This window comes from Ectothiorhodospira shaposhnikovii (genome assembly GCF_016584105.1).
In the GTDB taxonomy this organism is placed as follows: Bacteria; Pseudomonadota; Gammaproteobacteria; order Ectothiorhodospirales; family Ectothiorhodospiraceae; genus Ectothiorhodospira; species Ectothiorhodospira shaposhnikovii.
This window is the reverse complement of sequence record NZ_NRSM01000006.1, coordinates 1-19,397: the sequence shown is the minus strand read 5'-3', so window position 1 is coordinate 19,397 and position 19,397 is coordinate 1. Positions and strand designations below refer to the sequence as shown.

General features: G+C 66.9%; 20 protein-coding genes and 1 pseudogene. 17 read left to right on the top strand and 4 right to left on the bottom strand.

Annotated features, from left to right (window positions below):
* Positions 1 to 72 precede the first annotated feature (72 nt).
* Both CKO35_RS04785 and CKO35_RS04780 read right to left on the bottom strand, forming a co-directional pair.
* Positions 73 to 1,272: a glycosyltransferase gene (locus tag CKO35_RS04785; protein WP_242467022.1), complete on the bottom strand. Its 1,200-nt coding sequence runs from the start codon at positions 1,270 to 1,272 to the stop codon at positions 73 to 75.
* A complete protein-coding gene (locus tag CKO35_RS04780) occupies positions 1,262 to 2,680 on the bottom strand; it encodes an undecaprenyl-phosphate glucose phosphotransferase (protein WP_200173175.1) in 1,419 nt (472 codons plus the stop codon). Before CKO35_RS04780 ends, CKO35_RS04785 begins: the two co-directional genes overlap by 11 nt.
* A gap of 132 nt (positions 2,681 to 2,812) precedes the next feature.
* Between CKO35_RS04780 and CKO35_RS04775 the strand changes: the two genes are divergently transcribed.
* The 15 genes from CKO35_RS04775 (at position 2,813) to CKO35_RS04705 (ending at position 16,722) form a co-directional block, all read left to right on the top strand.
* Complete coding sequence (locus tag CKO35_RS04775) at positions 2,813 to 3,937, top strand: DUF1972 domain-containing protein (protein ID WP_200173173.1); 1,125 nt, start codon at positions 2,813 to 2,815, stop codon at positions 3,935 to 3,937.
* 48 nt (positions 3,938 to 3,985) lie between these two features.
* The gene (gene gspE, locus CKO35_RS04770; protein ID WP_200173171.1) at positions 3,986 to 5,719 is read left to right on the top strand and encodes a type II secretion system ATPase GspE; all 1,734 of its coding nucleotides are present in this window, start codon (positions 3,986 to 3,988) and stop codon (positions 5,717 to 5,719) included.
* Between the two features lie 4 nt (positions 5,720 to 5,723).
* The gene (locus tag CKO35_RS04765; RefSeq protein WP_200173170.1) at positions 5,724 to 6,929 is read left to right on the top strand and encodes a type II secretion system F family protein; all 1,206 of its coding nucleotides are present in this window, start codon (positions 5,724 to 5,726) and stop codon (positions 6,927 to 6,929) included.
* 85 nt (positions 6,930 to 7,014) lie between these two features.
* Positions 7,015 to 7,461 carry a type II secretion system major pseudopilin GspG gene (gene gspG, locus CKO35_RS04760; protein WP_200173168.1) on the top strand — a complete coding sequence of 149 codons (447 nt, stop codon included), beginning with the start codon at positions 7,015 to 7,017 and terminating at the stop codon, positions 7,459 to 7,461.
* 19 nt (positions 7,462 to 7,480) lie between these two features.
* On the top strand, positions 7,481 to 7,942 hold the full coding sequence (locus CKO35_RS04755; RefSeq protein WP_200173166.1) for a GspH/FimT family pseudopilin: 462 nt from the start codon (positions 7,481 to 7,483) through the stop codon (positions 7,940 to 7,942).
* Entirely contained in the window at positions 7,939 to 8,343 is a 405-nt protein-coding gene (locus CKO35_RS04750; protein WP_200173164.1) for a PulJ/GspJ family protein, read from the top strand. The genes CKO35_RS04755 and CKO35_RS04750 overlap by 4 nt, the downstream gene beginning before the upstream one ends.
* Positions 8,333 to 9,001 (top strand): prepilin-type N-terminal cleavage/methylation domain-containing protein, encoded by a 669-nt coding sequence (locus CKO35_RS04745; protein ID WP_200173163.1) that lies wholly within the window; start codon positions 8,333 to 8,335, stop codon positions 8,999 to 9,001. Before CKO35_RS04750 ends, CKO35_RS04745 begins: the two co-directional genes overlap by 11 nt.
* Positions 8,998 to 9,897, top strand: a complete 900-nt coding sequence (locus tag CKO35_RS04740) for a type II secretion system minor pseudopilin (protein ID WP_200173161.1) — start codon at positions 8,998 to 9,000, stop codon at positions 9,895 to 9,897. The genes CKO35_RS04745 and CKO35_RS04740 overlap by 4 nt, the downstream gene beginning before the upstream one ends.
* A gap of 39 nt (positions 9,898 to 9,936) precedes the next feature.
* Positions 9,937 to 11,067 carry a PilN domain-containing protein gene (locus CKO35_RS18315; protein ID WP_200173159.1) on the top strand — a complete coding sequence of 377 codons (1,131 nt, stop codon included), beginning with the start codon at positions 9,937 to 9,939 and terminating at the stop codon, positions 11,065 to 11,067.
* Entirely contained in the window at positions 11,064 to 11,663 is a 600-nt protein-coding gene (gspM, locus tag CKO35_RS04730) for a type II secretion system protein GspM (protein ID WP_200173157.1), read from the top strand. The genes CKO35_RS18315 and gspM overlap by 4 nt, the downstream gene beginning before the upstream one ends.
* 12 nt (positions 11,664 to 11,675) lie before the next feature.
* Complete coding sequence (locus tag CKO35_RS04725) at positions 11,676 to 12,152, top strand: hypothetical protein (RefSeq protein ID WP_200173155.1); 477 nt, start codon at positions 11,676 to 11,678, stop codon at positions 12,150 to 12,152.
* A gap of 31 nt (positions 12,153 to 12,183) precedes the next feature.
* A complete protein-coding gene (gene gspD, locus CKO35_RS04720; RefSeq protein WP_200173153.1) occupies positions 12,184 to 14,442 on the top strand; it encodes a type II secretion system secretin GspD in 2,259 nt (752 codons plus the stop codon).
* 59 nt (positions 14,443 to 14,501) lie between these two features.
* Entirely contained in the window at positions 14,502 to 14,909 is a 408-nt protein-coding gene (locus tag CKO35_RS04715; protein ID WP_207143495.1) for a hypothetical protein, read from the top strand.
* Positions 14,910 to 15,053: 144 nt separating this feature from the next.
* The gene (locus CKO35_RS04710; RefSeq protein ID WP_200173149.1) at positions 15,054 to 15,845 is read left to right on the top strand and encodes a hypothetical protein; all 792 of its coding nucleotides are present in this window, start codon (positions 15,054 to 15,056) and stop codon (positions 15,843 to 15,845) included.
* Complete coding sequence (locus CKO35_RS04705; RefSeq protein WP_200173147.1) at positions 15,814 to 16,722, top strand: hypothetical protein; 909 nt, start codon at positions 15,814 to 15,816, stop codon at positions 16,720 to 16,722. Before CKO35_RS04710 ends, CKO35_RS04705 begins: the two co-directional genes overlap by 32 nt.
* A 335-nt stretch (positions 16,723 to 17,057) precedes the next feature.
* Here CKO35_RS04705 and CKO35_RS04700 read toward each other — a convergent pair whose 3' ends face one another.
* Positions 17,058 to 18,011 (bottom strand): transposase, encoded by a 954-nt coding sequence (locus CKO35_RS04700; protein WP_207143493.1) that lies wholly within the window; start codon positions 18,009 to 18,011, stop codon positions 17,058 to 17,060.
* A gap of 328 nt (positions 18,012 to 18,339) precedes the next feature.
* Here CKO35_RS04700 and CKO35_RS04695 point away from each other — a divergent pair, with 328 nt between their 5' ends.
* Positions 18,340 to 18,573 carry a DUF2281 domain-containing protein gene (locus tag CKO35_RS04695; protein WP_200173145.1) on the top strand — a complete coding sequence of 78 codons (234 nt, stop codon included), beginning with the start codon at positions 18,340 to 18,342 and terminating at the stop codon, positions 18,571 to 18,573.
* Positions 18,570 to 18,917: a type II toxin-antitoxin system PemK/MazF family toxin gene (locus CKO35_RS04690; protein WP_200173143.1), complete on the top strand. Its 348-nt coding sequence runs from the start codon at positions 18,570 to 18,572 to the stop codon at positions 18,915 to 18,917. Before CKO35_RS04695 ends, CKO35_RS04690 begins: the two co-directional genes overlap by 4 nt.
* Before the next feature lie 185 nt (positions 18,918 to 19,102).
* Here the strand turns inward: CKO35_RS04690 and CKO35_RS04685 are convergent.
* Positions 19,103 to 19,397: pseudogene (locus tag CKO35_RS04685) on the bottom strand (hypothetical protein); the annotation flags it as partial.

Here is a 19,397-nt window from a genome sequence, read left to right as displayed (position 1 = left end):
ATATGAGGTTTTTCAACTGTCGTTTTCTCCGCCGTCACTCCCGCGAAAGCGGGAGCCCAGAATTTAAGATTGTCAGTCTATCACTGGATTCCCGCTTTCGCGGGAATGACGGGTAATCCCGCGGCTCAGGACATGCTCAGGCCCCGTCCCAGGACCCACCCCCAGGACCGCCAGATAGCGCTCGGCACTCACCCGTGCCCGATATTCCGCCACCGCCGCCCGGATCTCATCGGCCGGCAGCGGCGCCTCCAGCGTCCTGACCATGGCATCCTCCAGGGCGGCCACATCCCCCACCGGCACCAGCGGCCCGTATCGCCCGTCCCGCAGGATCTCCCGTGGTCCGCTGCGACAGTCCGTGGACACCACCGGCAGCCCCAGTGCCATGGCCTCGGTGAGGGCATTGGGAGAACCTTCCCAGGCCGACGACAGCACGAACAGGCGCGCCCGGCTCAGCCAGGCATAGGGGTTGGGGGCAAAACCGGGCATCAGCACCCGGTCCGCCACACCCAGTGAGCGGGCCAGGGCCGTCAGGGCTTCCCGATCCCCGCCTTCCCCCAGGATGATCAACCGTGCCGGCCGCCGCCCCCGCACCCCGGCAAAGGCCCGCAGCAAGGTGGGAAAGTCCTTCTGCCGGGTCAGTCGCCCCATGCCGATGATCACCGGATCACCCCCATCCGCCAGCCAGGGATGGGGAACGGGCTCGGCGGCCAGGGTTTCCAGATCAGGGGTGATCACCGGGTTGCGCACCACATGCACCCTGTCTTCGGGCAGGCCGGTAATCCCGCGCACATCATCGGCCACCCCCCGGGATACCGCGATGATGCCGTCCGCCAGGGGATAGAGCCGGCGCATGGGGCGGTAACGCAGCCATTTACGCAGTCCCGAACGTCCTTCCAGGGCCTCCGACAGGGTGGTGCCCAGGCGGATGAAGATGCGGGTATCCACCCCGGCGTGCCGTTTGGCCCTGAGCGCCGCCCGGCCGGCCCGGTCCTTGGCGGCCAGCAGCAGGGCAGGGCGGTGTTCCCGCAGATAGCGGGCCAGGGGTGTGATGCTGAGGCTGCTGTGGCGGGTGCCCAGGCGGATGACGTTGACGTTCTCCGGAAGATCCCGCAGATGCCGGCTTTCCTCGCGGATCAGCACCAGATCAATGGACAGGCCCATGCCCGCCAGCTCGCGGACCAGGTTCAGCACCATGCGTTCCACGCCGCCCTCGCCGGAGAGGGAGATGAGGACCGCGAGGGTGCCGTCCGCGCAGCCTCTGTCAGTAGGCATTCTTCTGTCGCCACACCGTCAGGACGGTCATGAAGATGATCTTCAGGTCAAACCAGAAGGACCAGTTCTCGATGTAGTAGAGATCATATTCCACCCGCTTGCGCATCTTCTCAAGGGTGTCCGTGCGCCCGCGGTAGCCGTTCACCTGGGCCCAGCCGGTGATGCCCGGCTTCACCTTGTGCCGCAGCATGTAATGATCCACCTGATTCATGTAGTAATGGTTGTGGGCCAGGGCATGGGGGCGGGGCCCCACAATGGACATCCGCCCCTGCAGCACGTTCAGGAACTGGGGCAGCTCATCCAGGCTGGTGCGTCTCAGAAAGGCCCCGAACGGCGTCACGCGGGGGTCGTCCGGCGTTGCCTGCACCACCTCGCCGTTGTCGCTGCGGTGCAGATGCATGGTGCGGAACTTGTACACCTTGATCTCCCGTCCGTCCCAGCCGTGCCGCCGCTGCTTGAAGATCACCGGACCGGGAGAGGACAGCTTCACCCCGATGGTGATCAGCAGCACCAGGGGCAGTGACGCCAGCAACACCAGCAGGGCCAGGATGCGGTCCTCCAGTTCCTTGACCACCCGGTTGGCCCCTTCGATGGGGGAGACCGACAGGTTCAGCACCGGCAGCCCCGCCACATCCTCGATGGAATGGTTGATCAGCCGCAGGCCGAACAGGTCCGGCACATAACGGATGTCCGCCGTGCTGTGCCGCAGCCGATGCAGGATCTCCCGTACACGGTCCTCCTCTTTCAGGGGCAGGGCGATCCAGACCTGGTCCACCTTGTTTCGGCGCACAAACTCCGGCATCTGGGCCACGTCGCCGATCAGCGGCAGATCCCTGGCGGCATGTCCGGTCGCCTGATCCTCGTCGCAAAAGAAGCCCACGATGCGCAGCCCCGTCCAGCTGGAGGCCGACAGGCGGCTTGCCACGTCCCGGGCCAGGTCCGGTTCCCCCACGATCACGATCAGACGCTGGTTATGACCGTGGGCACGCATCCAGTTGAGCAGGCCGCGCAGGGTAATCCGGCCCAGCACCAGGCCGACCCAGGCACCCGTCGCCCACAGTATCGCCCAGGCGCGGGAATAGGCTTCACCGATCTGGACCACGAAGGCCAGGGTGGCCAGTACCACCACCACGAACCCCCAGGCCAGGGTGAGCAGCCTCAGTTCCTCGTAGACCGGGGCGCCTCGCCATGCCCGGTAAAGATGAAAGCGGGGAAAGATCAGGGCCGTGAGCAGCATGCCCACCAGCAGCGCGCCGTCATAGCCGCCGCCCAGGGAGGGGCTGCCCAGATAGATCCAGTGGGCCATCCAGCCTGCCAGCACTACCACCAGCCAGTCCAGCGCCTGAAGGATGCCGTTGAGCAGGCTCGCGTGCTCTTTGAGAATTCCGCGATAAACCTTTAACTTCATGTCAGTTCCAAAACGACCGTCCGAGTCTGAAACAGCAGGGATTGTAACTTAGCCTGATCTGTTGCAGTGCGGAAGCCATCCCGAAATTCGTCTTTGTTCACCCGAGCCGCGCTCATGGAGTGCCGTCAGCCTATGCCACCGCTGGAATTGAGGATACTGGGTATCCGTGGCGTACCCGCCCGTCATGGCGGGTTTGAAACCTTTGCCGCCCGCCTTGCCCCGTTTTTGGCGGACAGGGGCTGGCAGGTGACGGTCTATTGCCAGGAACGGGGCCGGGGCCGGCCCCGCGAGGGCCACTGGCAGGGGGTGCACACCGTACACATCCCCGTGCCGGGAGACGGCCCTTTTGCCACGGTGCTGTTCGATGCCCTGGCCATTCTCCATGCCGTGCGCCGTCCCGGCCTGGTACTCACCCTGGGTTACAACACAGCCTGTTTCGGTGTGCTCCATCGCTGGCGGCGGCTGCGCCATCTCATCAACATGGACGGGCTGGAATGGCAGCGGGGCAAGTGGCGCCGCCATGAAAAACTCTGGCTCCACCTCAACGAACGGCTGGCCTGTCTCCTGGGCGACCACCTCATTGCCGACCACCCGGAGATCGAACGCCACCTGCGGGGCCGGCGGGGTCGCCCCGGACCCATCACCATGATCCCCTACGGCAGTGATCTCATCTCCCATGCGCCGGTGGAGCCGGTGGCGTCACTGGGTCTGATTCCCGGCGATTATGCCCTGTGCATCGCCCGTCCCGAACCGGAAAACTCCATCCTGGAAATGGTGCGCGCCTTCTCCGCCCGGCCCAGGGGCATCCGGCTGGTGGTGCTGGGACGCTATCTCCCCGACAGGAACGCCTACCACCGCCGGGTCCTGCGCGCCGCCTCCTCCGAGGTGCTGTTCCCCGGCGCCCTCTATGACGAAGCCCGGGTATCCGCACTGCGTTTCCATGCCGCCCTCTACCTCCATGGCCACACCGTCGGCGGCACCAACCCCTCCCTGGTGGAGGCCCTGGGCGCGGGTACCCCGGTGCTGGCCCGTGACAACCCCTTCAACCGCTGGGTTGCCGGGCCGGGGGCCGTCTACTTCGGGGATGAGGCCGACTGCGCCCGCCAGCTGGATGCCCTCATCGGCGACCGGGAGACCCTGGCGCGGATGCGGCAGGCCAGCCGGGATCGCCATGCCGCCGACTTCACCTGGGATCGGGTGCTGGCGGATTACGAACGCCTGCTGCTGGCCCAGGTGCACCATGACGCCGGCCCCTGATCCGGCTATCATGGCGCCCCGCAGCACACCGCAATCCCAAGGCCGCCCATGAACAGCCCAGCTCCCGCCCAGGAACTCCAGCAGGAACAGCGTCTCGCCGAGATGGTGGTCTCCCGGGGGCTGAGCCGTCCGGCGGACGTGGCCCGCGCCCGGCGTCTGCAGCAGACCGAAGGTGGCCGCCTGGCCGCCATGCTGGTACGCCTGGGCATCGTGGGCGAGCGGGACATGGCCGACGTGATCGCCCAGGCCGGCGGCTACCCCCTGCTGGCCGCGGCGGACTATCCGCCGCAGCCGGTGGACGGCATCGAACTGTCCCCCCGCTTCCTGGAAGCGGTCTGTGCCGTCCCGGTGGCCCTGCGGGAAGGTCGCCTGCGGGTCGCCCTGGCCGATCCGGGTGACCACTATGTGATCAGCGCCCTGCAACTGGCCGCCGGCCTGCCGGTGGACCCGGTGGTGGGCGTGCCCGCCGAGATCCGGGCCGCCATCGCCCGGCTCACCGCCGCCGCCCGCGAACAGGCCGGACAGGAAACCGACGCCGTCATGGCTGACATCGACCTGGCGGCGGACGAAGTCAGCGACGAGGACGTGGCCCACCTGCGGGACATCGCCAGCGAAGCCCCGGTGATCCGCCTGGTGAACCAGCTGTTCCAGCGGGCGGTGGAATCCCGCGCCTCGGACATCCACATCGAGCCCTTCGAGGATCGTCTGCGCATCCGCTACCGGGTGGACGGCGTCATGCGCGAGATCGACAGCCCCCCGGCGCGCCTCACCCCGGCCGTCATCTCCCGGGTCAAGATCATGGCCAAGCTCAACATCGCCGAGCGCCGGCTGCCCCAGGACGGACGCATCAAGGTGCAGGTCCAGGGCCGGGAACTGGATCTGCGTGTCTCCACCGTGCCCACCCTCCATGGCGAGAGCGTGGTCATGCGCCTGCTGGACAAGGGCAGCGTGGTGCTGGACTTCCCCGCCCTGGGGTTCGAGCCCGCCATCATGGCCCGGATCCAGGCCCTGCTGGACCAGCCCCACGGCATCATCCTCGTCACCGGTCCCACCGGCTCCGGCAAGACCACCACCCTCTACACGGCCCTGCACCGCATCAACACCGCCGAGCGCAAGATCATCACCGTGGAAGACCCGGTGGAATACCAGCTCGACGGCATCAACCAGATCCAGACCAAGTCCCAGATCGGACTCACCTTCGCCTCCGCCCTGCGGGCCATCGTGCGCCAGGACCCGGACGTCATCATGATCGGCGAGATGCGCGACCTGGAAACCGCCCGCATTGCCGTGCAGTCGGCCCTCACCGGCCATCTGGTGCTCTCCACCCTGCACACCAACGACGCCGCCGGCAGCATCAACCGGCTGCTGGACATGGGCGTGGAGGACTACCTGCTCACCTCCACCGTCAACGGCATCCTGGCCCAGCGGCTGGTGCGCCGCCTGTGCCCCCATTGCCGTGAACCCTGGCAACCGGACCCGGACTACCTGCGGGAGACCGGATTGACCCGCGTCACCGGCCGGAACCGGGGCCTCACCCTCTACCGCCCGGTGGGCTGCGAGGCCTGCCAGGGGGTGGGCTACCAGGGCCGTACCACGGTGGCGGAACTGCTGCGCATGACCGACCGTCTCCGCCGCCTGGTGATGCAGCATGCCGTCTCCGCCGACCTGCAGCAGGCGGCGGTGGAGGAGGGCATGGTGACCATGTATGACGATGGTCTGCACAAGTGCCTGGCCGGGGACACCACCCTGGACGAGGTGCTGCGCGTGACCCAGGAGGCCTGACCCCATGGCACTGTGGTATTACAAGTCCGTGGCCGCCGACGGCGAGGTGGTGGAAGGGGAAATGGAAGCCCCGGACGAGGCCACCCTGATCCGCCGTCTGCAGGAGGCGGGCCAGATCCCCGTGCGCACCCGCGAGGGCGGCCGGCCCCGCCGCCTGCTGGGTGCCCGGGCCGCCGTCCTGTCCCGCCATGACATCGGATATCTCACCCATTCCCTGGCCACCCTGCTGGGGGCCGGCCTGCCCCTGGACCGGGCCCTGGTGCTGCTGGCCGATCTGGCGGAACACCCCCGGCAGCGGCAACTGGTGGAACGGGTACTGTCCCGGGTGCGGGGCGGCGAGGCCCTGTCCGTGGCCCTGGAGGCCCAGGGACCGGTATTTTCCCGTTTTTACATCAACATGATCCGCGCCGGCGAGGCCGGCGGTTCCCTGGACGCGGTGCTGCACCGCCTGGCCGAGTACCAGGAACGGGCCGAGGCCCTGCGCCAGACCGTCACCTCCGCCCTCATCTATCCCGCCATCCTCGTCACCCTCTCCGTCGCCTCGGTGCTGGTGCTGCTGATCTACGTGGTGCCCCAGTTCACCGACCTGTTCGAGGACGCCGGCCAGGCCCTGCCCACCATGACCCGTGTCACCGTGGGCGCCGCCGAATTCATCCGCGAGGGCTGGTGGAAACTGCTGCTGGGCCTGCTGGTGATCCTGCTGGGTTTTCGCCAGGTGCTGGAGAGCCCGGCCCTGCGCCGACGCTGGGACCGGCTGGTATTGCGCCTGCCCCGGGCCGGCGATCTCGTCGCCAAGCTGGAAGTGGCCCGTTTCAGCCGCACCATGGGCACCCTGCTGGGCAACGGCGTCCCGGCGCTGAGTGCCTTGGCCATTACCCGGGACACCCTCACCAACAGCGTGTTCGTCCAGGCCGTCTCCGAGGCCGCCGAACAGCTGCGGGAGGGCAGGGGGATCGCCGCGCCCCTGGAGGAGACCGGCGTGTTTCCCCGTCTGGGCCTGCAGATGATCCGTCTGGGCGAGGAAACCGGCCAGCTGGAGGAGATGCTGCACCGCATCGCCACCCTTTACGACCAGGAAGTGCAGCTGGCGGTCAAGCGCCTGCTCACCCTGCTCGAACCGGTGCTCATCGTCGGTCTGGGCCTGGTCATTGGCGGCATCATCATGTCCATCATGGTGGCCATCCTGGGCATCCAGGGCCTGGCCTTCTGAATGGCCGGGGGAAACTTGACGCCCCCGGTTGCTGTCTGTATATGCCATCGCAACGCCTTATCCATGCAAGCAGTAAGGAGACATCATGTCCATCCTCCCCCGTCCCGCCCGCCGCGCCCCCTTGCGCCAGGGTGGTTTCACCCTCACCGAACTGCTGGTGGTGCTGGTCATCCTCGGCCTGCTGGCCGGCCTGGTCGGCCCCCAGCTGATGCGCTATGTGGGTGACTCCCGCACCGATACCGCCCGCCTGCAGATCCAGGACTTCGGCGCCGCCCTCGACCTCTACCGCCTGGACATGGGCCGCTACCCCACCACCGAGCAGGGTCTGCAGGCCCTGGTGGCCGCGCCGGACGGTGCCCGCAACTGGCGCGGCCCCTACCTGCGCAAGCGCCAGATCCCCGAAGACCCCTGGGGACGTCCCTACCAGTACCGCTTCCCCGGTGAACACGGCGAATACGACCTGTGGACCCACGGCGCCGACGGCCAGCCCGACGGCAGCGGTGAGGACCAGGATGTGGTGAGCTGGCAGTAAGCCCCCGGTTCCCGTCGCCATGGCCCGTTCCATCCCCCGCCGTCAGGGTGGCTTCACCCTCATGGAGCTGCTGGTGGTGCTCATCATCGCCGTCGGCCTGCTCGGGCTGGCGGGGGTGCGCTTTGCCGCCGGCACCCCCGGCGCCGAACTGCGCGCCGCCGCCCGGGAAATGACCTCGGGCCTGCGGTATGTCCGTGCCGCCGCCCTGTCCAGCGGGCAGGAACAGGTCCTCCTGGTGGACGTGGACAACGGCCGTTACTGGATCGCCGGCCGCGAGCAGCAGACCCGGCGGGTGCCCGAGCGGGTGGACATCCATCTGGTCACCAGCCGCGACGAGGTGGTCAGTGACCGGGTGGCCGGGCTGCGCTTCTACCCGGACGGCTCCGCCACCGGCGGTCGCGTCACCTTCAGCCGTGACGGTCGTCATATGGTGGTGGACGTGGACTGGCTCACGGGCCGCGCACGGGTGCTCGACCCATGACCCCCGCACACCCCGCGGCCACCGGTCAGGGGGGGTTTTCCCTCCTTGAGGTGCTGGTGGCCTTCTTCATCTTCGCCCTGGTGGGCGGCACCGCCCTCAGCGCCCTTTCCGGTGGCCTGCGGCTGGCGGACAGCAGCCGCGACCACGGCCAGGCCCTGCTGGCGGCGGAAAGCCTGCTGGCCCGGGCCGGCGCCGACCTGCCCCTGGACGCCGGCACCCTTCGGGGCGAGGCGGCCGGTGGCATGCGCTGGGAACTCCAGTCCACCCGGCTGGAGCCCCGCCGCGACCCCCGTCCCGCCCTGGACGCCTACCGGGTGGGGGTCCGGGTGTTCTGGGGCGGCGGCTCGCCCCCCCGGGAACTCTATCTGGAAACCGTCAAGGTCCAGCCCCATGCGCGCTGATCGAGGGCCATCCCGGCAGCGGGGCTTCAGCCTGGCGGAACTGCTCATTGCCGTCACCATCATGGGGCTGCTGTTCACCGTCCTGTTCAGCGCCCTGCATCTGTCGGGGCGCATCTGGGACAGCGGTGATCAGCGCATGGAGGAGGCCGGCGACATCATCCGGGTGCAGGGTTTCCTGCGTGCCCGCCTGGCCCAGGCGCGGGTGGTGCCCATCCCCGCCACCCTGGAGTCCGGCCATCAGGACCACATCCTGTTCCTGGGCGAGCCCGATCGCCTCCATTTCATCGCCGCCATGCCCGCCCACCGGGGCGGGGGCGGACTCCATCTGGTCCGTCTGGAACGGGTGGGCGATCACTTGCTGCTGGGGCACCGGCTGTTCCACGACGCCATCCGCGCCCTGGACGAGCCCGGCTGGGAACAGACCGTCCTGCTGGGCGGGGTGCGGGATCTGCGGCTGAGTTACTACGGTCAACGGGCCGGTGATCCGGAAGCCGCCTGGCACCCCCACTGGCTGGGGCAGACCCGCCCCCCCCGGCTGGTGCGCATCGACCTGGACCGGCCAGGGGACGCTCACGTCCCCTGGCCGGTCCTCTACGCCGACACCCGCATGACCCAGCGGGCCGGCCGCACCGCCGCCGAAACGGGGTTCGGGCCATGACTTCCCCTCTCCGTCAGCGGGGCCTGGCCCTGATCACCGTGCTGTGGGTGGTGGTGATCCTCACCCTCGTCGTCACCAGCTTCACCGTCACCATGCGCCGGGAGGCCCAGATGGCGGTCCACCTGCTGCATCAGGCGGAACTGCGTCACGTGGCGGAAGGGGCCACCCGGCTGGCGCTGCAGGATCTTACCCTGCCCGCCGCCCAGCGCCGTTACACCGCCGACGGACAATGGTATGCTGTGCCGTTTGGCGACTACCGGGTGCATCTGGCCGTGCTGGACGAGCGGGGCAGGGTGGACCTCAATGCCGTAGCGCTGCCGGCACTGGTGGGCCTGCTCATGCAGGTGGGGGTGGACGAGTCCCGCGCCGTGGCCCTGGGGGATGCCATTGCCGATTGGCGCGACCCCGGCGGTGGCCGGCGATTGCACGCCCCCCCGCCCGAGGCCTATCCGGACAGCGGCCTGGGGCCCAGGGGCAACCGGCCCTTTCATGCCGTGGATGAACTGCAGCGGGTGCTGGGCATGGACCCGGACCTGTACCGCCGCCTCCATCCCTGGGTGACGGTTCACAGCCGCGGCCCCTGGCCCGATCCGGCCTTTGCCCCGGCCCCGGTGGTGGCCGCCCTGCCGGGCATGGACCGTCGCAATGCCGAGGCCTGGGTGCAGGAACGGACGTTCCACCGCGCCCAGGGCGGGGAGCCGCCTCCCTTTCCCGGTCGCACGGTGGGCAGCACCGGCCGCCAGGGGGTCTACACCCTGCGGGCGGTGGCCCGGCTCGAAGGCGGGGCCGCCTGGTATGAGCAGACGGTGCAACTTACCGGCGACCCGCGCAACCCCTACGAGGTGCTCGAATCCCGGCATGCACCCCCCGGCGCCGCCCACTGGCAGGCCCCCTGAAGTCCCCATGGGTCATTCAACGAGTCGCAGCACAACACCGTGAAGAGTCTTCGCCCCAACATCGCCGCCGCCCAGGATGCCCTGCACCGCTTCGGGCTGCCCCAGTTGCTGGACTGGTGGCTGGAACAGCTGCGCCTGCTGCTGCCGTCGCGCCTGCTGCGGCTGGCCGGTTTCCAGCGCGGGCGGCTGCAATGCCGGCCCCTGGCCGACGGCGGCTTTCAGATCGGCCTGCGGCGTCCCGGCGAAAACCCGCTGGAGATCGGCCGGCTGTCGCCGGGAGCCGGGCGCGAACAGCTGGAATCCCTGCTGCAGGCCCGTGTCCAGGGCCGTCCACGCACCGGTGTGGAGTTGATCCTGCCCGCCGACGCCTGCTTCTGTCGCCCCGTTACCCTGCCCCTGGCCACCGAGGCCAACCTGGGCCAGGTGCTGCGCTACGAAATGGACCGCCATACCCCCTTCCCGGCGAACCGGGTCTACCATGCCTGGGAAGTCCTGCGCCGGGACGCCAGCGCCGGAAGGCTGCAGGTGGCCCTGGTGGTGGTCCCCCGGGAGCGGGTGGACGAACCCCTGGCCCAGTTGCGCACCCTGGGCCTGGAGGTGCGCCGGGCCATCCCCGAACAGCTGCCCCTGGAGCAGGCCCAGTCCCGCTGGTTCAACCTGCTGCCCCGGGACGAGACAGGGGCGGGGCGTCCACGTCCCGGCCGCGCGCAACTGGCCGTCGCCTCCCTGGTGGCGGCCCTGCTGGTCACCCTGCTGCTGCCCCTGTGGCAGCACCGGGCCATCTCCATCCAGTACCTGGATGAGCTGCGCGCCCTCGCGCCCCAGGTCTCCCGGCTCTCCGCCGCCCAGGATCGCCGCGAACAGCTGCGCGAGGCCCTGGAAGCCCCCCTGCGGGCGCGGGAGGCCCAGGTGCCCGCCACCGAACTGCTGGCGGAAATCACCCGTCTGCTCCCCGACCACACCTGGCTGACCAGCCTGCGCCTGGAAGGGCGCGAACTGCATCTGGAAGGTGACTCCGCCGCCGCCTCCGCCCTGATCGAGGCCCTGGAAGACAGCCCCCTGCTGGCCAACGTGCGGTTCCTGGCCAGCGTCCAGCGCCGGGGCGATGGCCGGGAGCGCTTCACCCTGGGCGCCGAGGCCCTGCCCGCCGCCGCGGAGGAGACCCCATGAACCTTGCCGCCCGGCTGCGCGCCCTGCCGCCCGACCGCCAGCGCCTGCTCGCCGCCACCCTGCTGGCACTGCCGCTGATCCTGCTGCCCCTGCTGGTGCTGGGACCGCTGGTGGCCCAGCACCGTCACTACGCCGATGCCATCGACCAGGGCCGCCACCGTCTGGAGCGCACCCACCAGGCCCTGGAGCGCCTGCCCGGCGTGCAGGCGGAGGTGGCCGCCCTGGAGGCGGCCCTGAAACGTTCCGGCGCCTATATCGAACGCACCGCCCCGGCCCTGGCGGCGGCGGACCTGCAGCAGATCATCAGTGAACTGGCGGAGCGCCACGGCATCACCATCGGCAGCGCCCAGGTACTCAGTCCGGTGGAAGGCCCCCACGCCACCCGGGTGGCGGTACGCCTCAATCTGGGCGGCGACATGGCGGCCCTGGCCGCCCTGCTGCGGGCGGTGGAGAACCACCAGCCCCTGCTCATGGTCCAGCACCTGAGCCTGCAGCCGGATCGCCGACGGGTCCGCCGCAATGCCCCGGATCAGCCGGTGGTACTGGACATCCGCCTTGAGGTGGCCGCCCTCATGCGCGCCCCCGCCGACGGCTAGAGGAACACACCGATGCCCTGGTGGAGCCTTCATCCCATCCTCCTGTGCCTGCTGATCCTGCAGTGGCTGCTGCTGCCCGCCGGCCCCCAGTCTCCGCCGGCCCCGACCGCGGCCGGGATCGGCACGCCGCCGGTCCTGGAGATCGGTCAGGCCCGGCCCGGCCCGGGGGTGGAGCAGGTGGCCATGATCGCCGATCGTCCCCTGTTCAGCGAAACCCGCCGCCCCCCCGAGGCATCGCCCGAGGCACCGGCGGAAGCGGAGCGCCCGGCACCGCCGCAGCGCCCGCCCGAGCCTCTGCGCGCCGCCCTGCAGGCCGTCCTGGGTGGTCCCGAGGGACGGTTGGCCTTGTTGGCGGACCCCCAGGGCCGGATCCATCGCCTGCGCCCGGGAGATGAGTTGCAGGGCTGGCGTCTGGAGGTCATCGACACCCAGCAGGTCCGTTTCACCCGCAACGGACACAGTCAGACCCTGCCCCTGCGCGATTACTGAACCCGCGACCCACATGCCAACCGGAGTCACCATGCACCGCAGTCCTGTCCGCATCACCGCACTTGCCGCCGGCCTCCTGGCCCTGGCGGTCCTGGCGGGCTGTGCCGGTCCCGCGCCCCGCCCCGACGCCCCGACCGCGCCGCCGGCCTCCGCCGAGCGCCTGGCCCGGGATGCCATTCCCGGTCCCGACCGCCGCATCACCCTGCGCCCCGAGGCGGAAACCGCCGAACCCGCCGAACGCCGGGTGGAGATCTACCCCGGTTCCGGCCGCCTCATCAACCCTGCCGCCCTGGCCCCGGCTCGGCGCCTGCCCGACGGCGACATCAGCCTCAATTTCGAGAACGCCAATGTCCGCGAAGTGCTCTCCGCGGTGCTGGAAGACATGCTGGGCCAGAATTTCACCATCGCCGGCAACGTGGACGGCCGCGTTACCCTGCAGACCACCCGCCCCCTGGCGGAGTCCGCCGTGCTCAGCACCCTGGAGCAGGTGCTGCACATGAACGGCATCGCCATGGTCCATGATCCCGACCAGAATCTGTGGCGCATTTTGCGTCTGCAGGATGCCGCCCGGGCTGGCCACCGCCTGCGCCTGGGACGGGTGGGACGTCCCGTGCCCCCCGGTTATCAGGTGCGCATCATGCCCCTGGAATACATCGCCGCCGCCGAGATGCAGAAGATCCTCGAACCCCTCATGGCCCCCGGCGCCGAGGTGAGGGCCGACCGGGTTCGCAACCTGCTCATCGTCACCGGCGTCTCCCGCGACCTGCAGGCCGCCGAAGAGGCCGTGGACCTGTTCGACGTGGACCTGCTCCAGGGCATGTCCGTGGGCCTGTTCCCCCTGGACAACATCGAGCCGGAGGTCATCGCCGGCGAACTGGGCCAGATCATGGCCGCAGCGGATGACGGCCCGCTGGCGGGCCTGTTCCGCTTCATCCCCATGAACCGGCTGGGTTCGGTCATGGTGGTCACCCCCCAGCCCCGCTACCTGAAGGAGGCGGAAACCTGGATCCGACGCCTGGACCGTGCCCAGGGCGATGCCCGGGGGCGCAGCGTCTATGTCTACCGGCTGCAGAACTCCGATGCCGCCGCCATCGCCCAGGTGCTCAACCAGCTCTACGATGTCAATGTTCAGGTTCCCCAGCGGGACAGCGTCCTGGATGGCCGCGACAGCGCCCGTCTGGCCCCCGGCCAGGCCACCGCCGAACTGGGACGCCGCGGCACCGGCACCACTGCCGCCACCACGTCTCCCACCACCACGACCACCGCCGCCTTCACCCCCGGCGGTAACGGCGTACAGGGGGAGGGGGAGAGCGAACTGGGCAACATCCGCGTGGTGGCCGATACCGTCAACAACGCCCTCATCGTGCTGGCCCAGGCCGGCGACTACGAGAACCTCAGGAAGATCCTGGCGGAACTGGACATCGAACCCCTGCAGGTGCTGGTGGATGCCACCATCGTCGAGGTCACCCTCACCGACGAACTGAGCTTCGGCCTGCAATGGCTGTTCCGCGACAACCTGGGCAGCCGCACCGGTGAGGGCATCTTTGCCGAGGGCAGCAGCCTGGCCCGGCAGTTTCCCGGCTTCAACTACTCGGTGATCGACGCCGCCGGCGACGTGCGCGCCGTGCTCAACGCCCTGGCCGAGGACGAACGCATCAATGTGCTGTCCTCCCCCTCGCTGATGGTGCTGGACAACCGCACCGCCCACCTGCGGGTGGGCGACCAGGTGCCGGTGCGCACCGGCGAGTCTGTCAGCACCAGTTCCGACACCCCCATCGTCACCAGCACCATCTCGTTCCGGGACACCGGGGTGCTGCTCAGCGTCACCCCCCGGGTCAACGCCGGCGGCCTGGTCACCATGGAGGTGGTGCAGGAGGTGAGCGATGTCTCCGCCACCCAGAGCTCCAACATTGATTCCCCCACCATCTCCACCCGCGACATCCAGTCCACGGTGGCGGTGCAGAGCGGCGAAACCATCGTCCTGGGCGGCCTCATCCGTGAAAACCAGCGTACCCTGCGCCGGGGCATTCCCGTGCTCAAGGATATCCCCCTGCTGGGCAATGTCTTCCGCCAGAGCGTGGACGAAACCCGCCGCACCGAGCTGATCGTGCTGCTCACCCCCCGGGTGGCCGGCGACCGGGAAGCGGCCCGCGCCATCACCGACGAATACCGCCGGCGGCTGGAGGGGCTGGAGGAGAGTTTCCATCACCGGGGGCTGTTGCCGGGCCATGCCCCCCGTCCGCCCGCCGGAAATGACAACCCGTCTGAAGAACCGGCGGCTAGCCCTTGACTTGCCAAAATTATCTCCAGATACTCATTCGCCATAGAAGGGAGGTTGTTGTAGTGTCGATGTTCAAACCATTGGTCGTCTTGATGGTGCTTTTCGTCGCCACGGGCTGTGCCGGATGGCAACCGGCTCCGGAACAGTCCGCGGAAGAGCGGGTCGCCCAGCGCGCCCAGGAGAGGCGTGATGCCCTGCTGGCGGGCGATCTGGAAAAGGCCTATAGTTACCTCACTCCGGGCTACAGGGCGAACAACAGCCTGCCCCGGTACCGGGCCCGCTTCGGCGGGGCCGTCAGTTGGAAGGACGCCAGCGTGCGTTCCGTCACGTGCCAGGAAGAGGACGCCTGCACGGTCACGGTGATGCTCACGTATCGGGTGGCCATGCCCCGCATGGATGCGTACGAGAACCAGCGGCCCATGGAGGAACGATGGGTCCGCGTGGACGGCGACTGGTGGCACCTTCCCCGCCGCTGATGCGGTGAGGGGTGTGGCCTTTCGCCTTGTATCATGTACAATGGGTGCGGGTGCGGGCTGGCTGGCATGCCGGGCTCACATTTTGTCAAGCGCAATCCCAAACTTTTAGTTCAGTACTGAAACGCAATCAAACGGAGAAGTAGGATGCAAAAGAAAATTTTGGCGGCTGCAGTGGCTTCGAGCCTGGTGGCCATGGGCTCGGCCCATGCGGTGGAGAAGGCAGAAACGGGCAATATGCTGCTTGTGCCCTACTACACCACAGAGGCTGGCAACGAAACGTACATCAACATCGTCAACACCACGACTGACTTCAAGGCCGTGAAGATTCGCTTCCGCGAAGCCAAGGGCTCCGAAGACTCCCTCGACTTCCACGTCTACATGTCACCCAAGGACGTGTGGTCCGCCGCGTTGACCCAGAAGGCTGACGGTACCCCCGTTCTGGTCACTGGCGACACCTCCTGCACCTGGGGTCGCGTGGGCAGCACTGCAGCCAGCAGTGGCGCCACCGTGAAGACCACCTACCTGGACGAGATCGTCGCCCTGCTCGACGCCGATGTCTATGAAGGTGGTGATCCGGCAGCCCGTATCCGCGAGGGCTATGTGGAAATCATTGAGATGGCAACCCTGGCCAAAACGACGGCTATGGATGGTATTACCAGCCAGCTTTCCTATTATGCCAAGCACGTGGACGGCGTACCGCGCAACTGCGATGTCTTCCGTGATCTGAACCAGCAGCTCCCGACCCTGCGTCCCAACAACTACGTTGGGACTTTGGCATCCGCGACTTCTGCCACGGTTGCCGATGTGGACCTGTCGGCTCAGTTTGAGCCGCCCTCTGGTGGTCTGTTCGGTAGCGCCGCGATCATCAATGTTGATGATGCCACCTATATCCCGATGGACAGACATGACGGTGCTGCGGAGTCAGAATTTGGCTGATGGTATTGCGGCTGATGCTGATGTGCTGGGGCCGATGTTCTTCTCCCAGAGTTCTAGCAGACTTGCGGATCTGAGAGAATCCACCGCTGATCGTGGCTTGGTCTTCGTGAAGACGGATGTGGCTACTGGCGATCTGCTGCAGTTCTGGGATCTGCCTTCCTTGAGTACTGCCTACGATAATGAAAGCCCGCAGGTCAATATTTCTGTCCAGATGATGGGCCCCTTGGATGCTGGTAATGGTGGTACGGCGCAGATTGTGCGCGTCACCGATGCACTTGGCGCTGTGGCTCTGCAGAACGAGTTCTTTGTGGATCCCGCCCTGGGCGCGGCAACTGACTGGGTGGTGACCCTGCCGACCAAGCGTTATCACGTCTCCGGTCCCTTCAACTCGGCAACCGGCGCAGTGGCTGCTGCGGTAGCACCTTTTGGCATCAACCCCATTGGTGAAAACTTCAATTACGCCACTGCTCAATCCTGCGAAGCCATCGGCGTTGAAGTGTGGGATAGAGAAGAACTGGAGTTCGTGCCCCCCACCGATCCGGATCTGGGCTTCTCCCCTGGTATCCCCGGTGTCACCGAAGGTCTGAACCTGTGCTGGGAAGCCAACGTGTTCAGCATTCGTCAGGGCCAGGGTGGTGCCGTTACCCAGTCTGATGTGCTGGGTGCGCAGCAGACCGTTGGTGTGATCCCTGTGGGTGACCATACCGCCGGCTGGATCGACATGGCGCTGGATGTGGTGCCTGGTGGTAACCGTGCTGGCGATGGTCTGCCCGCGATCGGCTTTGCTGCCTACCAGTTCGTCAATGAAGGTCAGACTGCCACCGGCAGCCTCAACCAGTATGGTGGTGGTTTCCGTCACCGCGTTGAGCCTAACTAAGCCCTTCTTTGGTTCATGGCTGGAGCAAAATGCTCCAGCCATGAACTTGGCTTAGGATGTAAAAAAGCGAGCCCCCTGCTAAGGGGGCTCGCTTTTTTTTGCCGGAGAGGATAGAGACAGGCACTCTTGAGTGTTTTAGTCGGAGGTTCGCATATTTAGCCATTATGTGAAGCCCGCTTTTCTCGTGTTTTCTCCATTTTTCGAGCCTTTACCCCCGGTCATCCCCTGATTGCCCCGCGATATCTGCCTTGGTCGATGATCATCGGGCAGGGGGCATCCCCGGTGCATCACCGCAGCGTGGAACACCCGTGAGAGAGGGAGGAGAGGGAGAGCCGTCAGGCCACTGATCGTCGTCGCTGTTGCCGGTACAGGGCCTCGAACTGAGTACTCTGTGCCAGCCACTGATCCGGGGTGAATCCCAGCCGCTGCAGGATCGGGGGTAGGGTATTGGCGATGGCGCCTTTCTTTCTCGGGTCGATGGCCCGCCCGGTGTAGTCCACCAGGGCGAGATAATCCTCGAAGGCAAACGGGATGCCGGGCTGTTCCCGTTCGGCGAATGCGCCTTCAAACGGTAGCAGCGGCTTCGCCGGCCCGTCGAATCGCAGCAGGGCGTCCATCTGCATCTGCTCACGCACCGCCTGGGCCAGATCGAACCTCGGCGTGATCCGTTCCCGGATGCTGGTATGTTCCGAGGCCTCCGGTGTATCCGCCATCCCGGCCCGCACCGGGTTGAGATCCACATAGGCCATGCAACTGATCAAAGCCGCTTCGGTGCGCAGGGCCTGGGATTTGAATCGCGCTTCCCAGAAATGGCCGGTACAGCCGTCCTCCTGATTGGCCTGCCGGGCGATGGGTTCGTTCAGGCACTTCATGAACCAGCTCAGGCTGGCCAGCCGTTGCCGATAGCACCGGGCGAATTCCGTCACCTGGTTCAGCGCGTAGCTTTCCTGTGACTCTCCGGCAAGATAGCGCTGGACCAGTAGCGGCCCCTTGAACAGACAACTCCAGCGCCGCAGCACTTCGTCATCGGACCAGGACTCGGCCTGGGTCGGGTCCAGCTTGATGACCATGTGGTAATGGTTGGACATCACCGCATAGGCGGCGACATCCACGGCGAACAGGGACACCAGCAGCCGGATGCGATCCTCGATCCACTGCCGCCGATGTTCAAAAGTCCTGCCGGTGGCATGATCCTGTCCACACAGGAAGGTGCGCCGCACACAGCGCGAGATGATGTGGTAGTAGGGGGTGTCGGTGAGCGAAATCTGTTCACAGCGGGGGCGGGGCATGGTTCCCTCCAGGGTTTCCCGGCCAGGTCCGTGGCCGGGTTCCAGACAGGTTACCCCAAGGCGGAGGACCGGCCAAGCCGGGAGGGGAGATAGGGACAGGCATTCTTGCGTGTTTTTGGCGATGGCGCCTTTCTTTCTCGGGTCGATGGCCCGCCCGGTGTAGTCCACCAGGGCGAGATAATCCTCGAAGGCAAACGGGATGCCGGGTCGTATCTGTTTTGTCAGGACATCCTGTGGCCCTGTCGGTGGGGTGGGGCCACAGAGAGAGAAGCCAGCGGGCATTATGCTACCCTGATCGCGGTAACGGGGCTTCTATGGGGTAAGAGCGATGCAGCTTGAAGAACTCATTGCTAAAGTCAGTCGTCTATCGGCCGCTCGCCAGCAGGAGGTTTTTGATTTTGTTGCCTTCCTGGAGCAGCGCTACAGTGATGAGAAGGACGCTGAGCAGACCGACTGGTCAGATCAGCAGTTTCACGCCCTAAGTGTTGAGCAAGCGACGCGTGGATTGGAGGAGGAGCCTGATCTCTACTCTGAGGATGACCTCAAGGAACGCTGGCAATGAAGCGTGCCGGTCATATTGCCTTGATGCCCTTCCCCTACACCGATCTCACCCACAGCAAGAAGAGGCCAGTGCTGTTGCTGCGGCGGCTCGATCACGCCCGTGACGACTGGCTCGTCTGCATGATTTCCTCTCGCCTGCATCAGACGGAGGCAGGTCTCGACTGGGTGTTGAGGTCGGAGGCTGAGGAGTTCGCGGCCTCCGGCCTCAAGGTCTCCAGTGTCTTTCGGCTATCACGTGTCGCGGTGTTGGACGGTGCGTTGCTGCTGGGGCAAATGGGGTCAGTGACCGAGGCCAGGCTGTACGACCTGAGGAGTCGGCTGAGTCGTTGGATTAGGGGGGAATAGGGAGAGGGGGTGGGGACAGGCCTCGCACTCTGCCCGCAGAGGAAGGTGCGCCGCACACAGCGCGAGATGATGTGGTAGTAGGGGGTGTCGGTGAGCGAAATCTGTTCACAGCGGGGGCGGGGCATGGTTCCCTCCATGGGTTTCCCGGCCAGATCCGTGGCCGGGTTGTGGACAGCAGCGGATTACTACTGGAGGGAGGCATCGTTCTGGAAGACATCTTCGATGCGTTCAGCGGTGAGGATGTTGTCGATCCACTGGAGTAACTGAGCCTCATCGGCCTGCTGGACGCGCTGTTGGCAGTGCATCCTGGCCTGGGCGCCGAATTTGCGCTCGATCTGACGCAGCAGGGTCTGGGCCTCGCCCTGTTGAAGGCCCTGTTGAAGCCCCTGTTGAATGCCTTTCTGGAGCCCTTTGGCTTCGCCGCGATCCATCCATTCCTGAGCCAGCGACATAGTGAGTGCCTCCACGAGATGGGGTTTG

Coding starts and splice junctions, on each gene's coding strand:
- CKO35_RS04780 (WP_200173175.1), bottom strand. CDS start 2,680: ATGAAGTTAAAGGTTTATCGCGGAATTCTCAAAGAGCACGCGAGCCTG.
- CKO35_RS04715 (WP_207143495.1), top strand. CDS start 14,502: ATGTTCAAACCATTGGTCGTCTTGATGGTGCTTTTCGTCGCCACGGGC.
- gspM (WP_200173157.1), top strand. CDS start 11,064: ATGAACCTTGCCGCCCGGCTGCGCGCCCTGCCGCCCGACCGCCAGCGC.
- CKO35_RS04725 (WP_200173155.1), top strand. CDS start 11,676: ATGCCCTGGTGGAGCCTTCATCCCATCCTCCTGTGCCTGCTGATCCTG.
- CKO35_RS04705 (WP_200173147.1), top strand. CDS start 15,814: ATGACGGTGCTGCGGAGTCAGAATTTGGCTGATGGTATTGCGGCTGAT.
- CKO35_RS04690 (WP_200173143.1), top strand. CDS start 18,570: ATGAAGCGTGCCGGTCATATTGCCTTGATGCCCTTCCCCTACACCGAT.
- CKO35_RS04710 (WP_200173149.1), top strand. CDS start 15,054: ATGCAAAAGAAAATTTTGGCGGCTGCAGTGGCTTCGAGCCTGGTGGCC.
- CKO35_RS04695 (WP_200173145.1), top strand. CDS start 18,340: ATGCAGCTTGAAGAACTCATTGCTAAAGTCAGTCGTCTATCGGCCGCT.
- CKO35_RS04765 (WP_200173170.1), top strand. CDS start 5,724: ATGGCACTGTGGTATTACAAGTCCGTGGCCGCCGACGGCGAGGTGGTG.
- CKO35_RS04745 (WP_200173163.1), top strand. CDS start 8,333: ATGCGCGCTGATCGAGGGCCATCCCGGCAGCGGGGCTTCAGCCTGGCG.
- CKO35_RS04775 (WP_200173173.1), top strand. CDS start 2,813: ATGCCACCGCTGGAATTGAGGATACTGGGTATCCGTGGCGTACCCGCC.
- CKO35_RS04755 (WP_200173166.1), top strand. CDS start 7,481: ATGGCCCGTTCCATCCCCCGCCGTCAGGGTGGCTTCACCCTCATGGAG.
- gspE (WP_200173171.1), top strand. CDS start 3,986: ATGAACAGCCCAGCTCCCGCCCAGGAACTCCAGCAGGAACAGCGTCTC.
- gspD (WP_200173153.1), top strand. CDS start 12,184: ATGCACCGCAGTCCTGTCCGCATCACCGCACTTGCCGCCGGCCTCCTG.
- CKO35_RS04785 (WP_242467022.1), bottom strand. CDS start 1,272: ATGCCTACTGACAGAGGCTGCGCGGACGGCACCCTCGCGGTCCTCATC.
- gspG (WP_200173168.1), top strand. CDS start 7,015: ATGTCCATCCTCCCCCGTCCCGCCCGCCGCGCCCCCTTGCGCCAGGGT.
- CKO35_RS04740 (WP_200173161.1), top strand. CDS start 8,998: ATGACTTCCCCTCTCCGTCAGCGGGGCCTGGCCCTGATCACCGTGCTG.
- CKO35_RS04700 (WP_207143493.1), bottom strand. CDS start 18,011: ATGCCCCGCCCCCGCTGTGAACAGATTTCGCTCACCGACACCCCCTAC.
- CKO35_RS04750 (WP_200173164.1), top strand. CDS start 7,939: ATGACCCCCGCACACCCCGCGGCCACCGGTCAGGGGGGGTTTTCCCTC.